The 18,866-nt window shown below is 61.3% G+C and carries 16 protein-coding genes; 9 read left to right on the top strand and 7 right to left on the bottom strand.

Annotated features, from left to right (window positions below; genetic code table 11):
- Positions 1 to 58: 58 nt before the first annotated feature.
- Positions 59 to 1,129 carry a LacI family DNA-binding transcriptional regulator gene (locus AB4Y77_RS15140; RefSeq protein ID WP_311212173.1) on the bottom strand — a complete coding sequence of 357 codons (1,071 nt, stop codon included), beginning with the start codon at positions 1,127 to 1,129 and terminating at the stop codon, positions 59 to 61.
- Positions 1,130 to 1,627: 498 nt separating this feature from the next.
- Here AB4Y77_RS15140 and AB4Y77_RS15135 point away from each other — a divergent pair, with 498 nt between their 5' ends.
- Positions 1,628 to 2,650 (top strand): DUF808 domain-containing protein, encoded by a 1,023-nt coding sequence (locus AB4Y77_RS15135; RefSeq protein WP_311212174.1) that lies wholly within the window; start codon positions 1,628 to 1,630, stop codon positions 2,648 to 2,650.
- Here AB4Y77_RS15135 and AB4Y77_RS15130 read toward each other — a convergent pair.
- Genes AB4Y77_RS15130 through AB4Y77_RS15110 form a run of 5 tightly spaced genes read right to left on the bottom strand, consistent with a single transcriptional unit; the run spans position 2,647 to position 8,295 of the window.
- The gene (locus AB4Y77_RS15130; protein ID WP_442014490.1) at positions 2,647 to 3,636 is read right to left on the bottom strand and encodes a D-2-hydroxyacid dehydrogenase; all 990 of its coding nucleotides are present in this window, start codon (positions 3,634 to 3,636) and stop codon (positions 2,647 to 2,649) included. The two genes, AB4Y77_RS15135 and AB4Y77_RS15130, sit on opposite strands and share 4 nt — an antisense overlap.
- A 2-nt stretch (positions 3,637 to 3,638) precedes the next feature.
- On the bottom strand, positions 3,639 to 4,754 hold the full coding sequence (locus tag AB4Y77_RS15125) for a tartrate dehydrogenase (protein ID WP_311212176.1): 1,116 nt from the start codon (positions 4,752 to 4,754) through the stop codon (positions 3,639 to 3,641).
- Positions 4,751 to 6,301 carry an aldehyde dehydrogenase family protein gene (locus AB4Y77_RS15120; RefSeq protein ID WP_311212177.1) on the bottom strand — a complete coding sequence of 517 codons (1,551 nt, stop codon included), beginning with the start codon at positions 6,299 to 6,301 and terminating at the stop codon, positions 4,751 to 4,753. Before AB4Y77_RS15120 ends, AB4Y77_RS15125 begins: the two co-directional genes overlap by 4 nt.
- Before the next feature lie 14 nt (positions 6,302 to 6,315).
- Positions 6,316 to 7,593, bottom strand: coding sequence for an NAD(P)/FAD-dependent oxidoreductase (locus AB4Y77_RS15115; protein WP_311212178.1), 1,278 nt, complete (start codon positions 7,591 to 7,593; stop codon positions 6,316 to 6,318).
- A 27-nt stretch (positions 7,594 to 7,620) separates the two neighbouring features.
- Positions 7,621 to 8,295 (bottom strand): haloacid dehalogenase type II, encoded by a 675-nt coding sequence (locus AB4Y77_RS15110; protein ID WP_311212179.1) that lies wholly within the window; start codon positions 8,293 to 8,295, stop codon positions 7,621 to 7,623.
- A gap of 344 nt (positions 8,296 to 8,639) precedes the next feature.
- Between AB4Y77_RS15110 and AB4Y77_RS15105 the strand changes: the two genes are divergently transcribed.
- The 7 genes from AB4Y77_RS15105 to AB4Y77_RS15075 all read left to right on the top strand — a co-directional run bounded on the left by AB4Y77_RS15105 (position 8,640) and on the right by AB4Y77_RS15075 (position 15,945).
- Positions 8,640 to 9,560: an ABC transporter substrate-binding protein gene (locus AB4Y77_RS15105; protein ID WP_311212180.1), complete on the top strand. Its 921-nt coding sequence runs from the start codon at positions 8,640 to 8,642 to the stop codon at positions 9,558 to 9,560.
- A 44-nt stretch (positions 9,561 to 9,604) separates the two neighbouring features.
- On the top strand, positions 9,605 to 10,501 hold the full coding sequence (locus AB4Y77_RS15100; protein ID WP_311212181.1) for an amino acid ABC transporter permease: 897 nt from the start codon (positions 9,605 to 9,607) through the stop codon (positions 10,499 to 10,501).
- Complete coding sequence (locus AB4Y77_RS15095) at positions 10,498 to 11,265, top strand: amino acid ABC transporter ATP-binding protein (RefSeq protein ID WP_311212182.1); 768 nt, start codon at positions 10,498 to 10,500, stop codon at positions 11,263 to 11,265. Before AB4Y77_RS15100 ends, AB4Y77_RS15095 begins: the two co-directional genes overlap by 4 nt.
- Positions 11,266 to 11,267: 2 nt before the next feature.
- Positions 11,268 to 12,401 (top strand): N-methyl-L-tryptophan oxidase, encoded by a 1,134-nt coding sequence (solA, locus tag AB4Y77_RS15090; protein WP_311212183.1) that lies wholly within the window; start codon positions 11,268 to 11,270, stop codon positions 12,399 to 12,401.
- A 79-nt stretch (positions 12,402 to 12,480) separates the two neighbouring features.
- Positions 12,481 to 13,734, top strand: a complete 1,254-nt coding sequence (locus tag AB4Y77_RS15085; protein WP_311212184.1) for an aspartate aminotransferase family protein — start codon at positions 12,481 to 12,483, stop codon at positions 13,732 to 13,734.
- A gap of 25 nt (positions 13,735 to 13,759) precedes the next feature.
- A complete protein-coding gene (locus tag AB4Y77_RS15080) occupies positions 13,760 to 15,214 on the top strand; it encodes an NAD-dependent succinate-semialdehyde dehydrogenase (RefSeq protein ID WP_311212185.1) in 1,455 nt (484 codons plus the stop codon).
- A 38-nt stretch (positions 15,215 to 15,252) separates the two neighbouring features.
- On the top strand, positions 15,253 to 15,945 hold the full coding sequence (locus AB4Y77_RS15075) for a GntR family transcriptional regulator (protein WP_311212186.1): 693 nt from the start codon (positions 15,253 to 15,255) through the stop codon (positions 15,943 to 15,945).
- Between the two features lie 80 nt (positions 15,946 to 16,025).
- Here AB4Y77_RS15075 and AB4Y77_RS15070 read toward each other — a convergent pair whose 3' ends face one another.
- Entirely contained in the window at positions 16,026 to 16,382 is a 357-nt protein-coding gene (locus AB4Y77_RS15070; protein WP_311212187.1) for a cupin domain-containing protein, read from the bottom strand.
- Positions 16,383 to 16,662: 280 nt separating this feature from the next.
- Here AB4Y77_RS15070 and AB4Y77_RS15065 point away from each other — a divergent pair, with 280 nt between their 5' ends.
- Positions 16,663 to 18,819 carry an amylo-alpha-1,6-glucosidase gene (locus AB4Y77_RS15065; RefSeq protein ID WP_311212188.1) on the top strand — a complete coding sequence of 719 codons (2,157 nt, stop codon included), beginning with the start codon at positions 16,663 to 16,665 and terminating at the stop codon, positions 18,817 to 18,819.
- The last annotated feature ends 47 nt before the right edge of the window (positions 18,820 to 18,866 follow it).

Here is an 18,866-nt window from a genome sequence, read left to right as displayed (position 1 = left end):
TCATCGTCCAAGGTGAAGGGGTGGGTAAGGGGTTTGCTCTTCGACGTTGATTTCGCGGTCAGACCGAAGAGCGTTCTAGCAGCGGACAGCCGACCAATTGCTGGTCGGCAATGATCGGCTGTCCTGCTGTAAGAGCGGCTAGCGTTTGGACGCCCAGGGCGCCCATTTTTTCGAAAGGCAACGCAACCGTGGTCAGTTTTGGCCTGAGGTAGGCCGCAATCAGTTCCTGGTTGTCGAAGCCGATCACAGCGATGTCCCCGGGGATGGTCAGGCCCCGTTCCTTGATGGCGTCATAAGCGCCCATCGCCATACGGTCATTGAGGCAGAACAGCGCAGTTGGCCTGTCCTTGGGTGGATAACGGTCCAGAATCCGGCACGCGGCATCGTAGCCGCCATCCGCCGTTGCGTATCCGGACACCACCAGTTCGGGGTTGAGCTCCAGTCCGGCGGCGGCGAGTGCTTCGCGTGCACCCGCCAACCGCCCCACTGCAGCAGGAATAACCGGGTCAAGATTGATGACTCCGATCCGCGTGTGGCCGGCTTGAAGCAAACGCTCGACGGCGACGCGGCCGCCCCCACGCTCGTCGGGGACGATCGAGGGCAGCTTTCCGTCAGCGTCGAAGCAGTTGATCAAGACGGTGGGTACTTCGTTGGCGCTCACCGGAACCCGGACGCCCCGGTGAAAAGTGGCTGCGTAGAGAAGTCCTTCCACCCGTTGCTCCAACAGTTTTTCGATGGCAGCATCCTCCAGGCCCTGGTTGGGTCCTACGGCATCCGCTTGGTCCGATGGCGCGATGAGCAGGAACCGGCGGTCAAGCCAGGCCTGGTCCTGCGCGCCCTTGATGATGTCAACGGCGAAGGGTGCCGTGACGATCTCCGTCACGATTCCGTACCAGTCCGTGCGCTGTGATGCCAGCGCACGGGCACCGGCATTGGGGCGGTAGCCCAATTCCAGTACGGCATCGTTGATCCGGGTGCGGGTTTCCTCGGAGATGCTGGCATTTTCGCGGTTGCTCAGCACAAAGGAAACAGCAGTCCGGGAAACACCGGCGTGGTCGGCGACGTCTTTCATGGTGACTCCGCGCTGCCGGACAGCTGCGGTGTTGCCGGGGGTGGTGCTTTTCGCCATCGAATGCTCCGGTGTCCTTCGGTGTTCTGAGTGTTGCGCCAGACCTTCTTTGTCTGACTGACCTGCCTGGTAAGGCAGCGCTGGTAACGCGCGTTACTAAGTGGGCATGTGACTTAGGTTACCCGCGTTACTTCGAGTCTGTCAACACTCCATTGAGGCCCCGGGGGACTAATTGTCGTCAGGCTTTTCCTTGCTTGTTTCATGTTCGTCTTGACGTGGCGCATCGTGGACCTTTCTCGGCCTCTTGCCCTCAAGGTCGGCAGGTACGGGCGGATCCTTCTCTTCATCAGTTGACATGAAGCCAGCATAGGTGGCGCACCCGCGGCGATACAGGGAGGGCAAAGCCAGGTTAATTTCACGTGGCAATGTCGCAGTTAAGGCGCGTCACGCCCACCCCCGGTTTTACCAGCCAACGTATAATCCGAGCATGCCTTTCATGCTCCTCGTACCAGCTTTCCATGCCCAGCCATCCGCTCTTGAGCAGGATGGAGCAGCTCTGTGAGCGGCGGTCTCGTCGCCCTGCTGGATGACATTGCTGCTCTGGCCCGCATCGCGGCTGCCTCAGTGGACGACATCGCAGCGGGAGCAGCCAAGGCCGGGGCCAAAGCTGCCGGCGTCGTGATCGACGACGCCGCTGTCACCCCGCAGTACGTGTCCGGAGCTGACCCATCCCGCGAACTGCCCATGATCAAAAAGATCTTCTGGGGCTCACTGCGCAACAAACTGGTGATCATCCTGCCGGCGCTGCTGCTCGTCAGCGCCTTCATCCCGGGAATCATTCCGTTCATCCTCATGCTCGGCGGTTCCTACCTCTGCTACGAGGGCGCCGAGAAGGTCTGGCACAAACTCCGGGGCCATGCTGCTGCCGAGAAGACACCTGCTGTCCAGCGCGGCCCTGAAGCCGAGGCCAAGGTCACCAAGGGAGCCATCACCACCGACTTCATCCTGTCCTGCGAAATCATGGTGATCGCCATGAACGAGGTAGCCACTGAGTCCCTCTGGGTCCGGGCGCTCATCCTCGTCGTCGTAGCGATCGCTATCACGGTCATCGTGTATGGCGCCGTTGGACTGATCGTCAAAATGGACGACATCGGCCTGCACCTGACCACCAAGGACTCCGCGGGCTCCCAGCGCTTCGGCCGGCTTCTCGTCAAGGGAATGCCCGCCGTTCTGGCCGCAATCACCCTCATCGGGACCATCGCCATGCTCTGGGTTGGTGGCCACATCATGTTGCAAGGGGCACACGACCTCGGCTGGCACGGCCCGTATGACCTGGTTCATGTCCTCGAGACGCCCTTTGCCGGAATCCCCGCTGTAGGTGGCTTCCTTGCCTGGCTGGTCAACACGCTGTGCTCGGCCATTCTTGGCGCCATCTGGGGCCTGGTCATCATGGTCATCCTGCACCCGCTGCTCAAGGTGCTGCCGTTCGGCAAGAAGAAGGACGGGCACGAAGAAGGCGATATCCGCGCCGCGATCTCCGGTCACAGGCCCGCTGAAGGGCATGACGGTCCGGTGTCCTAGGGGGCTGAAGGAGCGGGAACGAACCCGAGTTTTTTGTCCACGACGTTATGCAGTGGTTGACCCCGGCTGAACCGTTGGAGGTTTGCCACGAACAGCTTTCCCAGATCGTCGAGGTAGTCTTCGGTGTCGCCGCTCATGTGAGGGGTGAGGATGACGTTGTCCATGCTCCATAGCGGATGTTCCGCGGGCAGGGGTTCAGGGTGGACCACGTCGAGTGCCGCGCCGGCTATTGATCCCGAGCCGAGCGCGTCCACCAAAGCGTCTGTGTCCACCAGTTCCCCGCGCCCCACGTTGATGAGGTGGGCCGTGGGCCGCATGGCTGAAAGGACGTCCTCGTCCACCAAGTGCCTGGTGTCGTCGGTCAGCGGGGCTGCCAGCACAACGTAGTCAAAGTCGCGGACAACCAGGGCCAGGCGTTGCGAAGAGTGGATCTCTTCAAAGCACCCATGCCCGGGCCGGCTGCTGCGCCCAGCACCGCTGACCCGTAGGCCAACGGCACTGAACAATGCCGCAATTTCCCGCCCTATGGAGCCCGTTCCTACTACCAGCGCACGCTGGCCTTGGACCTTGCGGGTGACCCGATGCTGCCAGCGCCCGCCCTGCTGAAGCTTCAACGAACCCTGCGAATCCTTCGCAATATCCAGGACAAACCCCAGCGCGAACTCCGCTATTGCGCGGCTGAGGACACCGCGCGAGTTCGTGTAGGCGACGTCGCTGTTGATCAGTTCATCGAACAGGTGCTGGCTGACGCCGGCCGCTGAAACGTGGACCCATTTCAGCGTCGAGGCTGCGGCCCAGTTCTCGCGCAGTGCAGGTGAGAAGGAGTGCCATTGATACAGCACATCCGCGCCGTTCATTGCAACAGCCAGGCCCTCTGCCGTGGTGAGGCGGACGTCGGCCAGCTCTTCGATCTCGTCTAATCGGGGCGGCAGGGCCTCCCGGTACAGGACAGCAACTATAGGCCGTTGAGCGTTGGCGGTCTTCATGTTTACGACGCCGCTGCTGCCGCTGGCTTCGCTGCTTCGACGGCTTCCGACCGGCCGACGGCCGCCACGACGTCGATGGCAGCCAGGACGGCGGCAGTGAACTCCGAAGTGGACGAGGGTCCTCCAACGTCGCGGGTGCCCAGGCCCTCCCGCAACACTGACTCGAAGGCCAATTGCAGGTGCCCGGCCGCTTCCGGGTGGCCCAGGTGCTGGAGCATCATTGCCCCTGACCACATCTGGCCAACCGGGTTTGCCAGCCCCTTGCCCGCGATGTCCGGGGCTGACCCGTGGACCGGCTCGAAGAGGGACGGGAAGTCACCATCCGGATTGAGGTTGGCGCTGGGGGCTACGCCGATGGAACCGGTGACGGAGCTGCCCAAGTCGGAGAGAATGTCGCCCAGCAGGTTTGAGGCGACAATGACGTCGAAGGTCCAGGGCTTCAAAACCAAGTGGGCAGCCAGCGCGTCAACCAGTTCGCTGGTCAGCGTCACGTCAGGGTAGAGGCGGGTGGTTTCTTCCACTACTTCGTCCCAGAACGGCATGGTGTGGATGATGCCGTTGCTCTTGGTTGCCGATGTCAGGTGACCTTTTCGGGATGAGGCGAGCGAAGCGGCATAGTGAGCGGCCCGCGATACCCCCAGGCGGGTGAAAATGGTCTCTTGGACGGCTGTCTCATGGGGCAGCCCGCGGTAGGCGCGGCCGCCGACCTCCGAGTACTCCCCTTCGTTGTTTTCACGCACGATGAGAATATCGATTGGTGCCTTGTTCTCCAGTGGTGATTTGACGCCGTCGAGCGTTTTCACCGGACGCAGGTTGATGTACTGCTGGAACTCCCGCCGGATGGGGATCAAGAGTCCCCAGAGGGATTCGGCGTCCGGAACCTCCGGGGAGCCGACTGCACCCAGGAAGATGGCATCATGCTGCGCCAGCTGTTCCAGCCCGTCCAGCGGCATCATTCGCCCGTGCTCTCCGTAGTAGTCCGAGCCCCAGCCGAAGTGGGTGAACTCGAGGTTGATGGTGTGGAGTTGCGCGATCCGTTCGAGGCATTCGATGGCGGCGGGAACAACTTCCTTGCCGATTCCGTCGCCCGCGATAACTGCGATTTTGTGGGTCGTCATGATGCATTCCGTTCTGAGGTGGCATTGAGCTGCTGCCAGCGTGTGGCCGGCTCGGCCAATTTGATGATGGTGCTTTTGGGTTCGGTCATCTCGCGTACCGCGTGCTTGACGCCTTCGCGGCCCACGCCGGACTTCTTGAACCCGCCGAAGGGCATGGAATCGATCCGGACATCGCTGGTCTCATTGATCACCACGGCACCCACGTGCAGCTTGTCGGCTATGGCCAGGGCCAGCTCGATCGACTCCGTGAAGACACCGGCCTGCAGCCCGTAATCGGAGTCGTTGGCGGCCAGGATGGCATCGCTGACCTGGATGAACGGCATGAGGCTGACCACCGGGCCAAACACTTCCTCGCGGATGACCAGCGCATCTGCGGGCACGTCCGTGAGTACGGTCGGCTGGTAGAACGCGCCGTGGCGTTGCCCACCCACGTGGACGGTCCCGCCAAGTGCCTTGGCCTCGTCCACCCATTCCTCCACGCGGCGGGCCTCAGCCTCGCTGATCAAGGGTCCGACGTCAGTGGAGCGATCGAACTTGGCCCCGACGCGAAGCGCCCGGGTCCCAACGACCACCTCTTCGAGGACATGATCGAACAGTGAGATGTGAACGTAGACCCTCTGCACCGACAGGCAATTTTGCCCTGCCACTCCGAATGCGCCGGCAACTATCGCCTGGGCGGCGGCCTTGGCGTCAGCGTCTGCGCAGACGATTGTTGCGTTGTTGCCGCCGAGTTCAGAGAGGATCTTCTTCGCTCCCGCGGCGGCAGCGATACGGTCGGCAGTATTCGGTCCGCCCGTGAACGAGATGAGATCAACCTTTGGGTCGGTCACGATCGCCTCCGAAACACCCGGTCCCGAAACGATGGCGGCAAGTCGACCGGCAGGAACGCCCGCCTCCAACAACAGTTCGATGAAGGCAAGCCCGGTCAGCGGTGTGCGTCCTGAGGGTTTAAGTACGACGCCGTTGCCTCCGATCAACGCCGGGCCCAGCTTATGCGCTACAAGATTGAGCGGATCATTGAAGGGGGTGATGGCCGCGATAATGCCCACGGGTTTGCGGATGTACCAGCCGATCTTATTGGCCCCGGCGACACTGTCGTCAAACGCCAGAGTCTCTCCGACAAGTTCGCTGGACGCAGCAGCGGATAGTCGCAACGTCTCGATGCACCGGCGCACTTCACGCTCAGCCTCGGTAATGGTCTTGCTGCTTTCCGCGGCAATGATCTCCGCGAACCGCCCGCCTTGCTCCGCGAGCAACACCGCAGCACGGTCCAAGGCCTCCCGCCGTTCCCGGAGAGTCCAATCAAATTCTTGTAGATGGCGATAAATGAAGGCAACCGCCCGCCGTACATCCTGTGGAGTGGAGGAACACACTGTCCCCAGAAGAACGCCGTCTTCGGGATCCCGGACCTCAAGGATCCTGTCAGCCGTCTCCCAACGGCCCTCCAGGAAAGCACCGCCGGGCAGGGCGGCGATACTTGCCCGCCTGTAGGCGGTCTCCTGCCGTGTTTTTGGGCGCGCTTGAGCGACTTTGGTCGATGAACTCATGGGTCCTGCCCTGCCTATTTGATGCGGTCGATGATCTTCGCGGCTCCACCAATGAAAGGCAGGAACCACGGCGGGCCGAAGTGGCCGGGCACAGGCGGGTTCTTCAGGTCTTCCCACACATTCGCCTGCTTATCTCCGGCCATGTAGTGGGCCATCTTCTTGCCCATATGGGCGGCCATCTGTACGCCATGGCCGCTGTAGCAGAGCGAATAGAACAGCCCGTCATGAACGCCGGCGTGCACCATCTGGTCCATGGAAAGGTCCACAAGGCCACCCCAGATGTAGTCCACTTTGGCCTTGGACAGATAGGGGAAAAGTTCGGTCATTGCCTTGTGCAGGATCTCTGCACTTTTGACGTCCGAATCCGGGCTGGACAGCGCGAAGCGGGCGCGCCCACCGAACAGCAGTCTGTTGTCCGGGGTAATGCGGAAGTAGTAGGTGAGCATCTTGCTGTCAGATGCTTGGCGCCTGTTGGGAAGAATGCGGTTGACCACCTCTTCGGACAGTGGCTCAGTGCAGATGATGAAGCTGCCTACCGGAATCACACGGCGCTGCAGCCACGGGGTGACGTTGCCCGTGTAGCCGCTCGTGGCCACCAGGACCTGCTTTGCACGGGTAATGCCCCGGGTGGTGTGGACGTCGTGCACCGTACCAGAAACCTTGTTCAGCTCCGTGACACTTGCGTTTTCGCAGATATCTGCGCCGTGGTCGGCGGCCACCTTCGCCAGCCCGTGAACGAACTTGCCCACATGCAGGCCTGCACCCAGGGGATCCATCATGGCCCCCTGATAGAAGTCCGTCCCGATTTCGCTGTGGATCTCTGCCTTCGGGATGACTTTTACGTGGTGATCCACAAGGTTCGCAAGCAGCTCCTGGGACTTCAGGAAGCCATCGTAGTGTGACTTGTGGAACGCGAGCGAAAGCTTGCCGAAGCGCTTGAAGTCGCAGTCGATGCCGTTGTCGTGGACGAGCTTCTCGATGGTTTCGATGGCGTCGTTGTACTCGCGGAACATCTCAACCGCGCGGGGCGCCCCGTAGCGTTTGACTGCGGTACTGAAACCAATGGCCAAACCAGTGGTAGCCATTCCCCCGTTACGGCCCGACGCACCCCAGCCAACAGTGTGTCGCTCGAAGACAGCCACGCTGGCTCCTTGCTTGGCAAATTCAAGGGCCGCGGACAGCCCCGTAAAGCCCGCGCCGATGATCGCAACATCAACATTTTCCGGGACCGGTGTTCGGCGGTAATCGCCGGATGGCTCTGCAGTATCAAGCCAGTAGGGAACAAGTTTCACGGGGTGGCCTTTCGCCTCGTAGTCGTTCTAGAGTCCGAGGTGCTTGTTGATCTCGTCCAGGGATTTCGCAGTGCTGAGGTCGTAGCCATGACCGATGGGGTCGTAGCCGCGGTCCAGCATCCAGAGGTTCCGGAAGCCCATGTCGTGCATGGGATGCATGTCGTAGCGGGTGTGTGAGGAGATGTGCAGGAAGTCTTCAGGCTTGGCGTTCAGGGTGTCCAGCATGTACTCGAAGGCCTGGTAGCGCGGCTTGTACGCCTGGGCTTGCTCGGCAGTGAAGACGGAGTGGAAGTTGGCGCCGAGCTTGGGAATGCTGATGTCCAGAAAGCTGGTGTCCGCATTGGACAGAGCCACGAGCTGGTAATTGTCACCCATCAGCTTCAGCGGGGCCGGCACGTCCTCATGGGCAACCCAGCCGCGGACTGCGTCAGCGAAAGCTGCGCCGGCGCCTTCGGTAGGTCCGATCCCCCAGCGCTTGCACACGCGGTCAAAAGAGTCCTGGAGGATCCGCTCGTATGGCTTGTAGTCACCGAGGACTTCGTCAAAGCGGTATCCGCGAAACTGCTTCTTGAACGTGGGCCACTGTTCTTCAGAGATACGTCCATCCAGCAGACGCCGGGTGGTGGGATCTATGTCGAAGTTGATCAGGGTGCCGTAGATATCAAAGGAGATGTACTTCGGCCGGAAGTTTGTCTCTGCCATGTCGATTCCGTTTCTTGTCAGGTGTCTGGGGATGGGGGCGGTCCGGCCGTATGTGAAGGTGCCGGATTCGATGGGGCTGCACCGCAATGTCCTGCAGGGCGGGCCGGGAAGCTGCTCGACCATTGCTTCGACTCTAGGACGCCAAATTGTCAATTGTCAACAGTTACGGCGTACATCCAGAATGATTCTCAACTGAGTGAGCGGGGTCAAAAAAGTTTTCTGTAAATTGTTGACAATCTACTGTTGAGGGGGTTGCATTGCACTAGATGACGGAGAGATCCGGATCACATTTCAACTCAAGACTTCCCCCTCCCCACCGCCCGACTCCCTCGAAGGGAACTACTATGAAGATCCGAACCAAGGCGCAGACCGCCGCTGCTGGACTTGCCGTTCTGATGGCGCTGACCGCCTGTGGAGGCGCCGCCAACAGCGACTCCGCGGACAGCAGCAAGACTGCCGACACCACAGACATATCCGAAGGCGTGCAGCCCGATTCAGCTGCCGTGGCCCTCTTGCCACAGGCCATCAAGGACAAAGGCGAGCTGACGGTCGCCATGGACCTTCACTACCCGCCCACCACGTTCCTGGCTGAAGACAACACAACTGCGATTGGCCTCAACCCGGACATTGCCAGGCTCATTGCAAGGAAGCTTGACCTGAAGCTGAAGTTCGTGGACACGAAGTTCGACACGATTGTTCCCGGGCTCGATGGCGGTCGCTTCGACTTCACCGCCACCACCATGTCCAAGACTGAAGAACGACTGAAAGTCCTGGACATGATCGATTACTTCAAGGCCGGCAACTCTGTGGCTGTGGCCGCCGGCAACCCGCTCAACCTCACGGTAGAGACCCTGTGCGGCAAGAACATCGCCGTAACCCAGGGATCAACGGGCCAGCTCAAGCGCCTCCCCGCGCTGAGCGAGCAGACCTGCACGTCAAAGGGACAGCCGGCCATCAACGGTGTGACGCTGCCCAACGTCCAGGACGCGCTCACCCAGCTGCACTCCAAGCGCATCGACGGCATTCTGTATGACACCACCGCACTCGGATGGGCCGAGAAGCAGCAGCCGGGCTCCTTCGTCCTCGTCGGTCGGGTCGACGTCGGTTCCAGCGACCTGACGGCCATCGGCCTGAAGAAGGGTTCACCGCTGGTCCCGGCCTTCCAGGCAGCCCTCCAGTCCGTCCTTCAGACCCCGGAGTATAAAGAGTCCCTCGACAACTGGGGGCTGGAATCCGGAGCCATCACTGACGCCAAGCTGAACTAGTGGGCGCTCCTATGAAGCAAGTGACTATGGAAAGAAGTAAAGCGATGAGCGGGTTGGATTCGGCGCTGAAGCCGCGGTTGAAGCGGCGCAGCACGTTTGAGTACGCTTCCTGGGTCGTGTGCATCCTGGTCGGCATCGGCGTCCTCAGTTCGGTCGCGACCAACCCGAACTTCAAGTGGGATGTCGTAGCGAAGTACTTCACCCACGAATCCATCCTGCGCGGGCTGATGCTCACCATTTTCCTCACCGTGGCGAGCATGGCCCTGGGCACCCTCCTCGGACTGGGCCTGGCCATCATGCGGGCTTCCACCATCAAACCCATCGCCGCCCTCGCCGGGGTCTACATCACGATCTTCCGCGGCACCCCGGTCCTGGTCCAACTGATCTTCTGGTTCAACCTCTCGGCCCTCTACCCGAACCTGAGCATCGGTATCCCGTTCACCGATATTGGCACCGCGATCGACACCAACGCCCTGATGGGTCCGATCACCGCCGCCCTGATCGGCCTGACCCTGAACGAAGCCGCGTACATGGCCGAAATCATCCGCGGCGGATTCTCCTCGGTCGGCAAAGGCCAAATCGAAGCGGCCGATTCCCTGGGCATGAGCGGGGCCATGAAAATGCGCAAGGTCATCATCCCCCAGGCCATGCCGTCCATCATCCCCGCCACCGGCAACCAGGTCATCGGCATGTTCAAGGGCACCTCCCTGGTCAGCGTCCTGGGCGTAGCAGAACTGCTCCAAAGCGCCCAATTGATCTACGCCCGAACCTACGAAACCATCCCGCTGCTGATCGTCGCCAGCCTCTGGTACCTCGTGATGACCATGCTGCTGAGCTACCCCCAGTCCAAACTCGAGCAAAAGTACTCACACACCTCCGCCCGGGTCCCCCGCAAAGCCCGCAAAGTGACACTCACCGCACCGGAAGGGATAGCACGATGAACGCTGACGGCACCATCCAGGCCCAAAAAATCCGGAAATCCTTCGGACCCAAAACAGTCCTCAAAGATGTCGACCTTGAAATCGCCAGCGGAGAAATCTGCTGCATTATTGGCCCCTCCGGCTCCGGCAAGTCCACCCTGCTGCGCTGCATCAACGGCCTCGAAACCGTCGATTCGGGCATCCTGAAAGTCAACGGCGAAGACTTCGGCTACTACGAAACCGACACCGCCTACCACGCCCTCCCACCGAAAAAACTGGCCCAACAGCGCACCCGCGTGGGCATGGTGTTCCAGTCGTTCAATCTCTTTCCCAACATGACCGCCCGCGAGAACGTCATGGCCGGCCCTGTCCTTGTCAAACGCGCCGACAAAAAACAATCAGCCAAGCAAGCCCAGGAACTGCTCACCAGCGTCGGCCTCGGCGCTTTCGGCGACCGTTACCCCGCCGAACTCTCCGGCGGACAACAGCAACGCGTCGCCATCGCCCGGTCCCTGGCCATGAACCCCGAAATCATCCTCTTCGACGAACCCACCTCCGCCCTGGACCCCGAAAAAGTCGGCGAAGTCCTGGCCGTCATGCAAGACCTCGCCAAAAAAGGCATGACCATGGTGGTCGTCACCCACGAAATGGGCTTCGCCCGCGAAGTTGCCGACTCCCTGATCTTCATGGACGAAGGCAACGTCGTAGAACGCGGCGACGCCCGCGAAGTCCTCACCAACCCCAAGGAACCCCGCACCCAATCCTTCCTCAAGCAGGTCCTCTGATCATGGACGGAAAACTCGCAATCATCGGCCTGGGCAGCATCGGCAGCATGGCCCTCTGGCAAGCCTCCCGACTCACCGATTCCGTCGTGGGATTTGAAGCGCACTCCCCTGCACACGCACGAAGTGCCGCCGGCGGAGACACCCGGCTCTTCCGGATGGTTTACCGCGGCAACCCTGCCTACTACCCCATCCTGAGCCGCTCCCGCGAACTCTGGGCCGAACTCGAAGCGGAGACCGGGCAAGACATCCTCACTCGCTGTGGCGGACTCTCCATCGGCACCACCGACGGACCATACCTCCAGAGCTTGCTTGAGACCACACGAATCACCGGAGCCGTCCACGAGATCCTCAGCCGTGAGGAAATGGCCACCCGCTACCCGCAACACAATCTGCGTGCCGACGACATGGCCGTCTACGACCCCAAGGCCGGCGCCCTGCGAACGGACCGCGCCATCACCGCCGCCATCACCGCAGCCGAGGCCAACGGCGCAACCATCTACAGCAACACGCCGATCGATACCATCACTGAAACCGACGACGGCGTCGTTATCACGTCGGGGACAAAATCCTGGACCTTCGAACGAGCCATCGTCGCCTCGGGCGCTTGGTCCAAGCAGCTCATGCCTGAATACCTCAGGGCTCACACCGAAACCAAGAGGATCTTCCTGTCATGGTTCGTCGCCCGTGACGCAGAACAATTCTCACCGGAGAAATTTCCGATCTTCATCAGGATTTCCGGCGATAGCTCTATGTACGGTGCACCGGCAGTGGATGGCGTCACCGTCAAAGCCACGCTTGATGGTCGTGGAGCACCAACTCCCGCCGCCGACTCAGTGCCCCGGGATCTAACACCTGCAGAGATTGCTGAAACCACGGAGACAGTTTCGGAGTTCTTCCCTGGCCTGGTCCCAAGCATCGTACGCTCGGATGCCTTCCCGGACCTCTTCACCTCGGACTCGCAGCCGTTGATGGGCTTCCTCGGCGAGTCCAGCCGGATTTACTCCGCGACCGGGTTCTCGGGAGCCGGTTTCAAGATGGCTTCCGGTTACGGGGAAATTGCAGCCAGCGAAGCACTTGGCAAGCGCTGGTTTGACGGCTTGGACTTCCTTCGGCCACAGAGGTTCCAAGAGACCTGAAGAGTTCCGCCTCGGCGGGGGAATACCCTATCGATCGCGTATTGTTGACAATCTACAGTTCCTAAGAAAGTATGAAGCCATGGCAACACTTAGCCCTATCCTGAAGCAAGCCACCCCTGTGGTTGTCGACCACGCGGCCGGCAGCTGGATCCACGCGACCGACGGCAAGAAATACCTCGATTTCACTACCGGGATAGGTGTGACCAGCACCGGTCACTGCCACCCCGATGTTGTGGCCGCAGCCCGTGAACAGGTGGGCAAGATTGTCCACGCCCAATACACCACGGTGATGCACAAGCCGCTGTTGGAACTCACCGAACTCTTGGGCACCGTATTGCCACAGGGTTTGGACAGCGTCTTTTACGCCACGTCAGGCTCCGAAGCTGTTGAGGCCTCCATCCGCCTGGCGCGTATGGCCACCGGCCGTCCCAACATCATCTCCTTCCAGGGAGGGTTCCACGGCCGGACCGTCGCCGCGGCATCCCTGACGACGGCCGGCACCAAGTTCCGATCCGGGTTCTCCCCCATCATGGGTGGGGTTCATGTCGCCCCGTTCCCGCACTGGTACCGGTACGGCTGGGACGAAGCTAGCGCCGTCGACTTCGCCCTGAAGGAACTGGACCACCTCCTGCTGACCATCAGCGCCCCCAGCGACACTGCCGGCTTCATCATCGAACCAGTGCTTGGTGACGGCGGATACATCCCCACCCCCGTGGCCTTCCTCCAAGGCCTGCGTGAACGAGCAGATCAACACGGCATAGTGCTGATTCTTGATGAGGTCCAGGCCGGGGTAGGCCGCACCGGTAAATTCTGGGGTCACGACTGGGCCGGAATCACGCCCGACGTCGTCATTACCGCCAAGGGCCTCGCCAGCGGCTTCCCCATCTCGGCAATCGCCGCCTCAGCAGAGCTGATGGGCAAAGCCTGGCCTGGCTCCCAAGGGGGAACGTATGGGGGAAACGCTGTGGCCGCAGCCGCCGGCGTCGCCACTCTTGGCGTCATCCAGCGCGAAAACCTCGTGGAAAACGCGCTTCTTCGCGGCGACGAACTGCGGACTGGCCTGGAGGCGCTGCAAACCGAGTTCGCCGGAATTGGCAATGTGCGGGGCCGGGGCCTGATGCAGGGCGTCGAGTTCACAGCCGCTGACAAGGCCCCGGACGCAACCACTGCTTTGGCTGTCCAACAGGCCGCCATCAAGGAAGAGCTCCTGCTCCTCACCTGTGGGCCGCACGGGAACGTCATCCGCCTCATCCCCGCGTTGAACGTCACAAGCGACGAAATCCAAGCCGGCCTGACCAGGTTCACGCAAGCACTCAAAGCGGCCACCTCCTAACCTGACGACCACTGAAAGAGCCATCATGACCACCTCCTTTGACCCCGCAACACTGCAGACCGATCTATTCATCAACGGCGTGTGGCAGAAGGCTGCAAACGGCGCCACTTTTGCTGTGGAGAATCCCGCCACGAACGATGTCATTGCGCATGTCGCCGATGGCACCCCTGAAGATGCAGCCTTGGCCATCGAAGCTGCAGGACGCGCACAGGCAACGTGGGGGAAGTCCACTCCCCGTGAGCGCGCAGACATTCTCCGCCGCGCCTTCGACCTCGTCATCGCCAATACAGATCGATTGGCAGCAATCATGACTGCCGAGATGGGCAAACCCCTCGCCGAAGCAAGGGGCGAAGTGGCTTATGGCGCCGAGATGCTCCGCTGGTTCTCCGAAGAGGCAGTAAGGATCGGTGGCGACAACGCCTCCTCCGTGGACGGCAACACGCGCATCCTTATTACCAAGGAACCCGTTGGGCCTTCCGTGCTGGTGACGCCGTGGAACTTTCCGCTCGCCATGGGCGCGCGGAAGATCGCGCCGGCAGTGGCTGCCGGTTGCACCATGGTGTTCAAGCCGGCGGAGCTGACGCCCCTCACGTCGTTGGCGCTCGTGGCGATTTTCAAGGAAGCAGGACTTCCCGACGGCGTGCTGAACGTTGTGACGACGTCGAGCGCTTCCGGCGTGGTCCGGACCTGGACGGACAGCGGGATCGCCCGCAAGATCAGCTTCACCGGTTCTACCGAGGTGGGTAAGGTTCTCCTGCGGCAGGCTGCGGACAACGTCATGCGGTCCTCCATGGAGCTGGGCGGCAACGCCCCCTTCATCGTCCTCGCGGATGCAGACATTGAGAAGGCTGTAGATGGAGCCATGAAAGCAAAGATGCGGAACATGGGAGAGGCGTGCACGGCAGCCAACCGCTTCTTCGTCCACCGTTCCGTGGTGGAAGAGTTTGGCGAGAAGTTCTCCAAAAAGATGTCAGAATTGCAGGTGGGCAATGGCGCTTCGGCAGGGACCGACGTCGGACCCCTCATTGAGCAGAAGGGCCTGGAAAAGGTCGAAAGCCTTGTTGCAGATGCCGTTTCCAAGGGCGCGCGCATCCTCACCGGCGGAAGCCGTCCGGAAGGGCCGGGCTACTTCTACTCCCCCACCGTTTTGATGGATGTGCCTACCAACGCCGCGTTGATGTCCACGGAAATCTTCGGCCCAGTAGCTGCCATCACGGCGTTCGACAGCGAAGACGAAGTCCTCCGCCTGGCCAATGACACTGAGTGGGGCCTTGTGGGGTACGTGTTCACCGAGAGCATGGAAAAGGCATTGCGGTTCTCGGCTGACCTGGAAGTTGGCATGGTCGGACTGAACACGGGCCTGGTGTCCAATCCCGCCGCTCCGTTCGGCGGGGTCAAGCAGTCAGGGTTGGGCCGCGAAGGCGGCAAAATTGGGATTGAAGAGTTTTTGGAATACAAGTACACCGCAGTAGCGGTCTAATAGATTCAACTTGCCGAGCATGGAATGAGGGGATGTCAATGGCGGCACCGGAGGGAATGTTCGTTCTGGAGGGCCGGCCCACGGCGCAGCTGATCGCTGACCAATTGCGGGAGCTTATTGTCCAGGGAGCCTTCAGGCCTGGACAGCAAGTCAACGAATCCGCACTGGCCAGTCAGCTCAGCACGTCCAGGGGCCCGCTCCGCGAAGCACTGCAGCGGCTGTGCCAGGAGGGCATCCTGGTGAGCAAGCGCAACCGGGGCGTCTTCGTACTGGAGCTCTCCACAGAGGACGTCAGGGAGATCTATGCCGTCCGCGAGGCAGTGGAATTGGCTGCCGCCAGCACACTTCTGGATTCCGAGCCGGATCAGGTTGCTGATACGTGCAGGGAACTCAAGGGCATCATCCGAGGTATGGCCAAGCAGGTTGCAGCTTCGGACTGGCAGGCTATCGCCCGGCTGGATATGCAGTTCCACACGGCGTTTGTGTCCGGAACCGGAAACACGCGCCTGATCCGGATCTACGAGACCCTTGCTGCCGAATCCAGGATGTGTATCCTCAGCCTGGAAGTGGCTTATCCGCGTATCGATGCACTGGTGCAGGAACACCAGATGATTCTGGACCTGCTCGAAGCACGTGACCGGAGCGGCCTTCAGGACGCCATCAAACGCCACATGCACAAGGCCGTGGAGGACCTCACCTCCAAGCCTGAAGTAACGGGAATAATCGCCTAGGCCTCATCGATTATCCGCATCAAAGGAAGGGCCCGGTTCACTGAACCGGGCCCTTCCTTTCATCTATGGGACCTTCGCTGTTAGACCTTGGGAAGGTCGGCCACTACCCACATCTTCCGCAGTGTTTCGTGGATGGTCCACGTTCCCGTCCAGCCGGCCGGCGTAACGAACAACGAGCCGGGGCCGACGTCGAAGCTGGTTCCATCTTCCTCGGTGATGGTCGCTGAGCCACTGAGGATCTGGCAAATCTCGTCATAGCCGGGCCTGGTACTCGTGGACACACCGGGGGTCGCCTCCCAGATACCGGTCTTTAGTCCTTCCCGGGCCCACAGGCGGAGTGACACTTCCGTCTGACCGGGAGTGCTTGATGTGGGCTTTGGAAGGTGTTCGCCGGGGTTCTGGGTGTTGGCATTTTTCATGACAGTGGCCTTGACCATTGCTGCTCCTTCTGGGTCTCAGACCCGTGTAAATATGCCCGCCGTCTTTGGAAGAGCACATGCCCCATCCTAACAATTGTCAACAATCGACGATAGCTTTGAGTGGAAATGGTCACGGTGTGGACACAGGAGGGACAACCCGGTAGAACCGGGTGGGCGGAAATTGAGCCGTTAGGCGTCCCTCTATGGTCTGGCCCGCATCGCCTGGCAAGAGTAGCGTCACTCTAGGGATGCAGCAGGACAGCGAGGACGCAGCAGGACCGCCAAAGGAGCCCGGAAAATGGCCGGATGGAATGCCGATACCGCCGCCGGCCCTCTGGGCGCCGGGACAGTGACCTTGGTGGAGGGAACCTCGTTCTGTATCTCGCAGCCCAGCGGTGATATCACTCCGGATCATCCGCACGGCCTGTTCTTCCAGGACACCCGGATACTCTCCGCGTGGGGCCTGACGGTCAACGGGCAGTCTGTGGAACCCCTGACAGCCCAAACGAAGGAACCCTACAGGGCAGGCTTCGCCGGACGTATCACCATGTCCGATGGATACGCGGACACCCCGTTGATCGTGGAACGCACCCGGGAGTTGGGCGTTGGCATGGTGGAACACATCACCGTGCGCAACTATTCTACGAAGCCGGCAGATTGCCTCATCGCGATCAGCGTAGGTTCTGACTTCGCTGATGTCTTCGAAGTGAAGGAAGCGCGCGTGCAGACGCAGTGGGAGGTAAGCCGCGAGGCCGATGCCACCACACTGACAATCCGCGCCCGTTGGCAGGACGTCCGGAAGTCCGTCGTCGTAAGTTCCGACATCCCTGAAGCGGACCGTGACGGTTTCAGCTACCGGACAACCATCCCGGCGCGAGGCTCCTGGAGCGCCGAACTCACCGTCACGCCCGGATCTGAAGGGGCGGTTTTGGCAGGGTCCGTAGTGCGTCCCGCCGTCGGCGAACTGTCCCGAAGCGATCGACGCCGGCAGGAATGGGTGGCCAAAATTCCCGTTCTGCAGATGGGTAACCGCTCGATCGAAAGGACACTCCGGCGGAGTTATGACGATCTCGGGGCCCTTCGAATCGAGGACCCTGCCCACCCGGAAAGAGTGGTTGTGGCCGCAGGAGCCCCGTGGTTCATGACGCTGTTTGGTCGGGACTCGTTGTGGGCGTCGGAAATGGCCATGCCGGTTGATCCCTCATTGGCCTTGGGAACGTTGCAAACCTTGGCTGAGCGGCAGGGCAGGGTGGTTGACCCTGCGACTGAGGAAGAACCGGGAAAGATCCTGCATGAGGTCCGGTTGGATGTCTCCAGCAGCCTGGCCCTGGGCGGGAAGTCCATCTACTACGGCAGCATCGATGCCACTCCCCTGTTTGTGGTGGTGCTGGGTTCGGTGAGCCGCTGGGGTTTCGCCAAGGACACCATCGCCGCCCTGCTCCCCCACGCAGACCGTGCCCTCGAATGGATCCGGGACTACGGGGACAGGGACGGCGATGGTTTCATCGAATACGAGCGACTCAATGATCGCGGGCTGATCAACCAAGGGTGGAAGGATTCATGGGACGGGATAAACTTCGCGGACGGACGGCTCGCCAAGCCGCCGATCGCGCTGTGCGAGGTCCAGGCATACGTCTATGACGCGTACATGGCCCGGGCGTGGATGGCGTACGACGCCGGAGACGCACCGTTGGCGCGCGAACTCGCCGATCGCGCGGCCCGGTTGAAAGCACGTTTCAACGAACAATTTTGGATGCCGGACCGGGGCTACTACGCGATTGCGCTGGACGGCAATAAGCAGCAGGTGGACGCGTGCGCCTCCAACATGGGGCACTGCCTCTGGGTCGGCCTAGTGGACGAGGACAAGGCGCCGCTCGTGGCAGAACGGCTGATGTCACCTGAGATGTTCAGTGGCTGGGGCGTGCGCACGCTGGCAACCGACATGGGCGCCTACAACCCCGCCAGCTACCACAACGGATCCGTCTGGCCGCACGACAACGCTGTCATCGCGGCGGGGCTGATGCGCTACGGATTCGTAGAGGAAGCTCAACGGATCGCTACAGCCCTGCTCGATGCCGCCGACCACTCCGAAGGCCGCCTCCCCGAGCTGTTCTGTGGATTCAGCCGGGAGCAGTACAGCGAACCCGTGCCCTACCCCACAGCCTGTTCACCCCAAGCCTGGGCTGCCACCTCACCCATCCAGCTGATCACGAGCCTCATGAGGTACGACGCCCATGTGTCCCACGGCGGATTCTGGATGGATCCCCAGCTGCCGGCCTCTTACGGCGACTTGCACATCACCAACGCGCCCATGGCGGGCGGCAGGGTGACCATCGACATTGCCGATTCGGTCCCCACCGTGCAGGGACTGCCGGATGGGATGGTGTTCCATCAGGGACACCGGCCGTGGCTGACCGAACTCGTCGAACAGGCAGGGCTTCGCAAAAAGGGCTAGGACGCGTGAAGCACGGAGGTCGACCTGATGACCACCACCCGGTCTGG

The organism is Paenarthrobacter sp. YAF11_1 (assembly GCF_052113445.1).
Lineage (GTDB): Bacteria > Actinomycetota > Actinomycetes > Actinomycetales > Micrococcaceae > Arthrobacter.
Note: the sequence above shows the minus strand (reverse complement) of the source record. Positions and strands in the feature narration are given on the sequence as shown.